We start from the raw sequence: 7,001 nt of genomic DNA, 5'->3' as shown, positions 1-7,001 counted from the left end.
GCATGGCTGCCGGCTACGACAAGAACGCCGAGGTTGCCGATGCGCTGCTTGGCCTCGGCTTCGGCTTTGCCGAGGTCGGCACGATCACGCCGCGGCCGCAGGCCGGCAACCCGAAGCCGCGCATTTTCCGGCTGACATCGGACGAAGCGGTGATCAACCGGCTGGGCTTCAACAATGAGGGTCACCAGGCTGCCGAAGAACGGCTTGCTACCCGCAAGGGCCGCGCCGGCATCGTCGGCGTCAATATCGGTGCCAACAAAGACAGCACCGACCGCGTCAGTGACTATGAACGCGGCGTTGTCAGGTTTGCGCCATACGCCAGCTACCTGACGGTCAACATCTCCTCGCCGAACACGCCGGGTCTGCGCAACATGCAGGCCCGTGAACAGCTTGGCGAGCTCCTGTCGCGCGTCATGGCCGCACGTACGGCAGCAGCAGCGCAGCCGCCCGTCTTCCTCAAGATCGCGCCGGACCTGGTCGAGGCCGAGCTGGAGGATATCGCCGCCGAGGTTACCGAGAAGGCAATAGACGGCCTCATCGTCTCGAACACCACCATCGCGCGGCCGGGGCTGCGCAGCGCCGATCTTGCCGGCGAGACCGGTGGGCTTTCGGGAAAACCGTTGTTCGAGCGCTCGACCATCGTGCTGGCAAAGATGCGCAAACTGCTTGGCCCGGACCGCGCCATCATCGGCGTCGGCGGCGTCGATTCCATTGAGACGGCGCTGGAAAAGATCCGCGCCGGCGCCGATCTCGTCCAGCTCTACACCGGCATGATCTATGCTGGGCCGGCACTACCGGGCCGCATTCTTGGCGGGATGGTCCGGTTCGCGGACATGCAAAGGCTCAAGTCGCTGCGCGAGTTGCGCGATACCAGCCTCGATCAATGGGCGTCGAAGCCGCTCTAACCCGAAGCCGCTCTAAAACGCAGTCCGCATCCTAACGCGCAAAATGGCAAGCAGGCTGAAGCCGCGCACCAGCAGGAAGACGTGCAGCGCCGCCCACAGGCCGTGATTGCCGAAGGCCGGCGCCAGGATGAGCAAGGCCGCGCTGAAGACAAGGAACGACAACAGCATCATGTTACGCATGTCGCGCGACCAGGTCGCGCCGATGAAGACGCCATCCATCTGAAACGCCAGCACGCCGCTGAGCGCGGTGAGCGCCGCCCAGGCCAGATAGTTGTCGGCAACGGCGCGAACGTCTTCCGACGTCGTGATCAGGGCGACCAGATCAGTACCGCCCAGCAAAAGGACGAGCGTCGCCGCGGCCGCCAGCCCGAAGCCCCAGAACAGGGTCAGCCGCACCGCCTGCCGGAATTGCATCGCGGCACGCGCGCCCACGGCACGCCCGGCGAGCTGTTCGGCCGCCGTGGCGAAACCGTCGAGGAAATAGCCGGCGATGAGGAAGAAGTTCATCAGCACGGCGTTGGCGGCCAACGTCACCGTGCCGAATTGCGCGCCCTGGCGAGTGAACAGTGCGAAAGCGGCGAGCAGCGAAAACGACCGGATCATGATGTCACGGTTGAGCGACATCATGCGCAGGAATGCCGACAGGTCGAGGATGCGATGGCGCGGCAGCCGGGGCGCTGCCCAGAAACGCCGGCCGATGATCGCCAGGCCAAGCAGCATGGCGACGAATTCACCGGTGACGGTGGCCCAGGCGACACCGGCGACGCCCCAGCCGAGCTCCAGCCCCAGCAGGATGCAGAGCGCAATGTTGATGCCGTTCAGCACCAATTGCAGCATCAGTCCCAGCCCGCCCTCGCCGCGCCCCAGCACATAGCCGAGGATGGCGTAGTTGATCAGCGAGAACGGTGCGGCGAGCAATCTGATGCGGATATAGACGGCCATCGCCTCGCTGACGCGCGCCTCGGCGCTCATGAACCATTGTCCGGCGATGGCGACCAGTGGCGCAAGTGCGGCAAGCACAATGCCGGCGACGACCGCGATCAGCACGGCGCGCCAGAACACCGCCTGTTCCTCCAGTTCGTCGCCGCGTCCGAGCGCCTGGGCGACGAGGCCTGTGGTGCCGGAACGCAGGAAATTGAAGGAGGTGAAGACGACGTCGAAGACCAGGGCGCCCGCCGCCAGACCACCGAGAAGGGCAGCGTCGCCCAACTGCCCGACCACGGCCGTGTCGACGATGCCGAGCAGCGGCGTCGTCAGATAGGCAAGCGTCATCGGCACCGCGATGGCGAGCACCGAGCGGTTGGTGACGACGAAAGACCGGCCGTTGGCCGCTGCTGACACCTGATCCAGGACCCGCTTCCCCATCGTGGCTTGATAGAACAGCCGATGTGGCCCAGATTTCGGACGCCGCGCAACCGCTCATCCCGCCACGGCCAACCGAAACCCGCCTCTGGCGCACCCGCCGTAAACCACCCAAATGCCCCTGCAGATCGTTCATCATCCCGACTACGACGCCGGCTTCACAGTCAACCATCGCTTCCCCATGAGCAAATACAAGCTGCTGATGGAAGCCTTGGGCGCGCGCGGACTGACCGGCCCCGCCGCTCTCAACGTGCCCGAACCGGCGCCGGCATCATGGCTGAAGCTTGCCCATGCCGCCGGTTATGTCGACCAGGTGCTGGCCTGCGAAGTGCCTGAAAAAATCGAGCGCGAGATCGGCTTTCCGGTGGGCCCGCGCGTCTCGCTCAGGGCGCAGCTCGCAACGGGCGGCACCGTGCTGGCAGCGCGGCTGGCGTTGCTGAACGGCATTGCCTGCAATACAGCCGGCGGCAGCCATCATGCGCGGCGCGCGCAAGGCGCCGGCTTCTGCACCTTCAACGATGTTGCCGTGGCTTCACTGGTGCTGCTTGCCGAAGCTGCCGCCGGCAACATCCTGATCGTCGATCTCGACGTGCATCAGGGGGACGGCACGGCGGATATTGTTGGCGGGGAGCGGCGCGTGTTCACGTTTTCCATGCATGGCGACCGCAACTATCCGACGCGAAAGATCGCTTCCGACCTCGACATCGCTCTGCCCGATGGCACCGGCGATGCGGCCTATCTCGAAAGGTTGGGCGGCGTCCTGCCGGAACTCACCGCCAAGGCGCGCTGGGACATCGTTTTCTACAATGCCGGGGTCGACGTTCATGCCGAGGACCGGCTTGGCAGGTTGTCACTGTCGAACGAGGGGCTGCGCGCCCGCGACGACATGGTGATCCGTCATTTCCGCGCGCTCGGCATCCCGGTCTGCGGCGTTATCGGCGGCGGCTATTCGACAGATGTGGCGGCCCTCGCCGCGCGCCATTCCATCCTGTTCGAAGTGGCGTCAGGGTTCGCCTGACGACCTTCTAGGATTTCCCTGCCGAACCACAGGTCAGCGGAGCAAAAGCCGGCCCACTTTTGCTACACTGACCTTCGGCTTGGGGTCATGCTCTATTTCCGATAGTTGGCGATCCTGAGCAGGATGAAGGCCGGAATGACAATCGCCGCGCCCAGCAAGATATAGCCGAGAAAACGGTCAATGGCGCGGAAGCCCAGATTCCAGAGATCGACGAAGAAATTCCGGACGCCGTAGAGCACATCCATCGGCGACCAGCCGAATGCGTTCATGACTAGGCCGACGAGGAACGATACCACCAGCAGCTTCAGGAACACCCGGAGCGGCGAATCGCCGAGAAAGCGCGTCAGTGCGGACAAGGCGGATCTCCAGATTCGGTTGCCCCGATTCGGGCACAGGTCCAGAAATACGCACTTGCCGCGCTGGCATCAAGGCGGGTCGCTGACTCCCAGTTGCTCCGCATGGCGGGTTGGCCGGATTGTCTGCTCGCCAACTTATGTTGCAACGCCGGCGCCCTTGCCATGACGGAGTAACAGTCGGATGGCTGGAAGGCACGAGTGCACGCTTAACGATTGCCCGAACGCCGGCTTGCGTGGTAACGAGGCTGCTGCGCGGGTATGATGTAATGGTAGCTTGTCAGCTTCCCAAGCTGAACGCGCGGGTTCGATTCCCGCTACCCGCTCCACCTTGCCCTATAGGCATTGAGGTTGCTGATGAGCTGCGAGCGGTAGACGTCGAACTTGGCCTCGTAAAACCAGTCGTCACCTTGGGGCGGCTTGGCTACCAAGGTAGGCATCATCGGCGGAATGAAGTCGAGCCTGCCGGCGCCGGCACTCACAGGGCCCACATGATCGGGTCTAGGTCGCCGGCACATATGAACTGGATAGAACATAACGGGATTCTAATAAGAGGCGGCAACAAAAGATGCTGATCCGCGTTTCTAGTCAAAGGGGACCGCGATGTTTGGCAAAGACCTCTTGGTTCGCATGCTTGACCGCCGCGACGCCTTGCCGCCAGACGAAGTCGCGCTTATTGAGGCTCTTCCAGTCCGGCCGGTGACTTTTGGACATGATGAGGAGATCGTCAGGGAGGGTTCCCGCCCCGCCGAAAGCTGTCTTCTCGCGAATGGTTTCGCAGTTCGAAACCAGGCTATTCGGGAAGGAAAGCGTCAAATAACGGCAATTCACGTGCCGGGAGACTTTGTCGATCTGCATAGTTTACTGCTAAAAGTGATGGATCACAGCGTGAGCGCGCTGGGTTCGTGCGATGTTGTTTTCATTCGACACAAAGACCTGCTCACAGCAATGGGTGGAAGTCCACATCTCACCCGGATGCTCTGGCTTTCGACGACTATCGATGCCTCAATCCAAAGGACTTGGATAACCTGCCTCGGGCGTCGCTCCGCCAAACAGCATCTCGCACATATAATCTGCGAGTTGTATGTCCGGTTAGAGATAGTTGGATTGGCCTCTGACCAGACGTTCGCGATTCCACTGACCCAGGCGGAATTGGGCGACGTGCTTGGTCTATCAGTAGTTCACGTGAACCGGACGCTGCAGGAACTTCGTGCGAAGGACCTGGTTAGCTGGAAAGACAGGAGGATTGTTATCCTGGATTTCCAGCGATTGGCCTTACTGGCCGACTTTGATACGACCTACCTCAATCTCTTCCATGAACCTCGGTGACCGCGTCGGCCAGGACGCGTCAACGCGCTAATGCGGCATCAAGATTTCTCGTCAACTAAACAATGTGAATGAGCCCTCGCTCCGGATCGATTACAGCTGGGTTCAATTCACACGGTTGACGTCAAAGAAGGATTGCACATGCGTGAACTCGACAACCTCATCGAACATTACGTAAATATTCGCAGGCGGCGCCATAGTTTCATATCGACGGGCCTCGCCGTTAAGGCGCTCAAACAGATTGTTCCGGCATGCTCGGTCTCTGATTCCGACCTAGCGAACATGATTGCCAATCGTGCAATAGACTACAATCTTCCTGTGAGCTTTGACCTTAATGAGAGCTAGACGTGGTGCTTTATTATACTAGCCTAACCTGAGCCCTTGAAATCCGATGCGCTGAGGCGGGCCAATCTCCGCACGGCCGGCTGGGTCCGCGTCTCGGCACACGGCGCGTGGGAACTTCCAAGAGAGTTCACCGGGCTCGCCGGTTGCTTCACTATCGCTAATTTAGCTGGAAGTGATGGAACTTGTTTGCCCCCGGCAAGTTCGTTAGGCAATGGAGGAGATTGCCACCATGAACAGTGTCATTTATCTCATCGGCCTTGTCGTCGTCGTGCTTGCTATCCTCTCCTTCCTCGGATTCCATTAGGAGAATACCATGCAGCGCGAAGACGATCAGGGCCGTAAGCCGGCCGATTTTGAAACAGCCAAAAGCGAACTGTCCGAGCGGTTCCAGCAGGAAACGCAGACCGCGACAGAGGCGCTACAGGACGCTCGCGACGAACTCACCAGGAAGGCGGGCGACTACGCTGCTGAAGCCAAGCAGGCGTTGTTCGACAAGGCCGAGGGAACACAGCGCGATATCAGCTCCAACCTAAAGGCCTTTAGCGGAGCATTGCGAGCAGCAAGCGAGCATCTGGCCAATAATGATCAACGGACCGCTTCGAAGTTCACCCTCGATGCCGCCGGCTCACTTGAGCGCCTTTCATCTTCGTTGAAGGACAAACCATTCGAAGATGTTCTTGGCGAGATGCGGTCGTTCGGCCGCGAAAATTCAGGGGCGCTTATCGCCGGTTCAGTATTGGCAGGCTTGGCGCTGGGGCGGTTTATCAAGAGCTCGCCACCATCTGCCCGGACCGAGACACAGCGTCGATCGCAGACAGACGGGGGTTCACAGACGGTTTCCAACTCGGATGAGTCTGCTACGCGATCGGCAGAGGCACCTGACACTACGCCGCCCCGCTTCAACCAGCCTAGGGACGACAGGGCCGGCGATGACTTGGCCGGTGAAGATTTGGCCGGTGACGACTGGGCCGGCGCAAGCCTGGAGCGGAACCCATGACCAACAATCAGGAAAGTCGCGGCCTCGCAACCCTCGTCAGCGATCTGGCACAGCAGGTCACAACCCTGCTTCAAACCGAAAGTAGGCTGTTGCGGGCCGAAATGTCGGAAAAAATCAGCAAGGCGGGCGCAGGCGCAGCCGAGGTTCTGGCCGGTGCCATATGCCTTCTCGCGGCCTTGATGGTGCTTTTGCAGGCACTCGTAATCGCCCTGGCGAGTGCCGGTCTGGGAGCGGGATGGTCCTCGCTGCTGGTCGGGATCGTCGTCGCGGTACTGGGAATCATTCTCTTGCGCTCTGGCACGAAAAGCATGGCTCCTTCCGAGCTGACGCCCGATCGCACACAAGACCAACTCAAGCGCGACGCGCGCGTGATCAAGGATCAAATAAGATGAGCGACAAATCCGCAGCCGAGCTCGAACGCGATGCCGACATCGCCCGAGCGAAAGTAGCAGACACCGCCGATTCGATCCGCAGCAAGATGACACCGGGTCAATTGATCGACGAATTTACCGGAATGTTCGCCGGCGGCGAGGGATCCGCCATGCTTGGCAACCTCAAGTCGCAGGTCAGGGACAACCCGTTGCCTCTGACATTGATTGGAGCCGGCCTGGCCTGGCTGATGCTCGGCAACGGCCCGACGGCAACCAACTCAGCTGCCGCTGGCTATCGGAGAGGCATGGCTTCTGACGCTTTCT

At 61.0% G+C, this 7,001-nt stretch carries 9 protein-coding genes, 1 tRNA gene and 1 pseudogene; 8 read left to right on the top strand and 3 right to left on the bottom strand.

Annotated features, from left to right (window positions below):
• Window positions 1-905: quinone-dependent dihydroorotate dehydrogenase (locus tag EOA86_RS15885; protein WP_128342474.1), on the top strand; the 905-nt coding region annotated here is incomplete at its 5' end.
• Between the two features lie 12 nt (window positions 906-917).
• Here EOA86_RS15885 and EOA86_RS15880 read toward each other — a convergent pair.
• The gene (locus EOA86_RS15880) at window positions 918-2,270 is read right to left on the bottom strand and encodes an MATE family efflux transporter (RefSeq protein ID WP_206630034.1); all 1,353 of its coding nucleotides are present in this window, start codon (window positions 2,268-2,270) and stop codon (window positions 918-920) included.
• Between the two features lie 112 nt (window positions 2,271-2,382).
• Between EOA86_RS15880 and EOA86_RS15875 the strand changes: the two genes are divergently transcribed.
• The gene (locus EOA86_RS15875) at window positions 2,383-3,285 is read left to right on the top strand and encodes a histone deacetylase (protein WP_128342472.1); all 903 of its coding nucleotides are present in this window, start codon (window positions 2,383-2,385) and stop codon (window positions 3,283-3,285) included.
• Between the two features lie 92 nt (window positions 3,286-3,377).
• On the opposite strand, the gene EOA86_RS15870 is transcribed toward EOA86_RS15875, so the two are convergent.
• Window positions 3,378-3,641 (bottom strand): DUF6460 domain-containing protein, encoded by a 264-nt coding sequence (locus EOA86_RS15870; protein WP_029356786.1) that lies wholly within the window; start codon window positions 3,639-3,641, stop codon window positions 3,378-3,380.
• A gap of 252 nt (window positions 3,642-3,893) precedes the next feature.
• Here EOA86_RS15870 and EOA86_RS15865 point away from each other — a divergent pair.
• Window positions 3,894-3,967, top strand: a tRNA-Gly gene (locus EOA86_RS15865).
• Here EOA86_RS15865 and EOA86_RS38665 read toward each other — a convergent pair.
• Entirely contained in the window at window positions 3,956-4,120 is a 165-nt protein-coding gene (locus EOA86_RS38665; RefSeq protein ID WP_164891775.1) for a hypothetical protein, read from the bottom strand. The genes EOA86_RS15865 and EOA86_RS38665 overlap by 12 nt on opposite strands.
• 121 nt (window positions 4,121-4,241) lie before the next feature.
• Here EOA86_RS38665 and EOA86_RS15860 point away from each other — a divergent pair, with 121 nt between their 5' ends.
• From EOA86_RS15860 to EOA86_RS15840, 5 genes and pseudogenes are all read left to right on the top strand, one after another.
• Entirely contained in the window at window positions 4,242-4,967 is a 726-nt protein-coding gene (locus tag EOA86_RS15860) for a Crp/Fnr family transcriptional regulator (RefSeq protein WP_065005829.1), read from the top strand.
• Between the two features lie 138 nt (window positions 4,968-5,105).
• Complete coding sequence (locus tag EOA86_RS15855) at window positions 5,106-5,309, top strand: hypothetical protein (RefSeq protein WP_095517063.1); 204 nt, start codon at window positions 5,106-5,108, stop codon at window positions 5,307-5,309.
• A gap of 313 nt (window positions 5,310-5,622) precedes the next feature.
• Window positions 5,623-6,306, top strand: coding sequence for a hypothetical protein (locus EOA86_RS15850; protein WP_203546875.1), 684 nt, complete (start codon window positions 5,623-5,625; stop codon window positions 6,304-6,306).
• Window positions 6,303-6,698 (top strand): phage holin family protein, encoded by a 396-nt coding sequence (locus tag EOA86_RS15845; RefSeq protein WP_065005831.1) that lies wholly within the window; start codon window positions 6,303-6,305, stop codon window positions 6,696-6,698. Before EOA86_RS15850 ends, EOA86_RS15845 begins: the two co-directional genes overlap by 4 nt.
• Window positions 6,695-7,001: pseudogene (locus tag EOA86_RS15840) on the top strand (hypothetical protein); the annotation flags it as partial. The gene EOA86_RS15845 and the pseudogene EOA86_RS15840, both read left to right, overlap by 4 nt.

It is taken from the genome of Mesorhizobium sp. M5C.F.Ca.IN.020.32.2.1 (assembly GCF_004023105.1).
Taxonomy (GTDB): Bacteria; Pseudomonadota; Alphaproteobacteria; order Rhizobiales; family Rhizobiaceae; genus Mesorhizobium; species Mesorhizobium wenxiniae.
This window is presented reverse-complemented; position numbering and strand designations above follow the sequence as displayed.

Coding starts and splice junctions, on each gene's coding strand:
- EOA86_RS15880 (WP_206630034.1), bottom strand. CDS start 2,270: ATGGGGAAGCGGGTCCTGGATCAGGTGTCAGCAGCGGCCAACGGCCGG.
- EOA86_RS15875 (WP_128342472.1), top strand. CDS start 2,383: ATGCCCCTGCAGATCGTTCATCATCCCGACTACGACGCCGGCTTCACA.
- EOA86_RS15860 (WP_065005829.1), top strand. CDS start 4,242: ATGTTTGGCAAAGACCTCTTGGTTCGCATGCTTGACCGCCGCGACGCC.
- EOA86_RS15855 (WP_095517063.1), top strand. CDS start 5,106: ATGCGTGAACTCGACAACCTCATCGAACATTACGTAAATATTCGCAGG.
- EOA86_RS15850 (WP_203546875.1), top strand. CDS start 5,623: ATGCAGCGCGAAGACGATCAGGGCCGTAAGCCGGCCGATTTTGAAACA.
- EOA86_RS15845 (WP_065005831.1), top strand. CDS start 6,303: ATGACCAACAATCAGGAAAGTCGCGGCCTCGCAACCCTCGTCAGCGAT.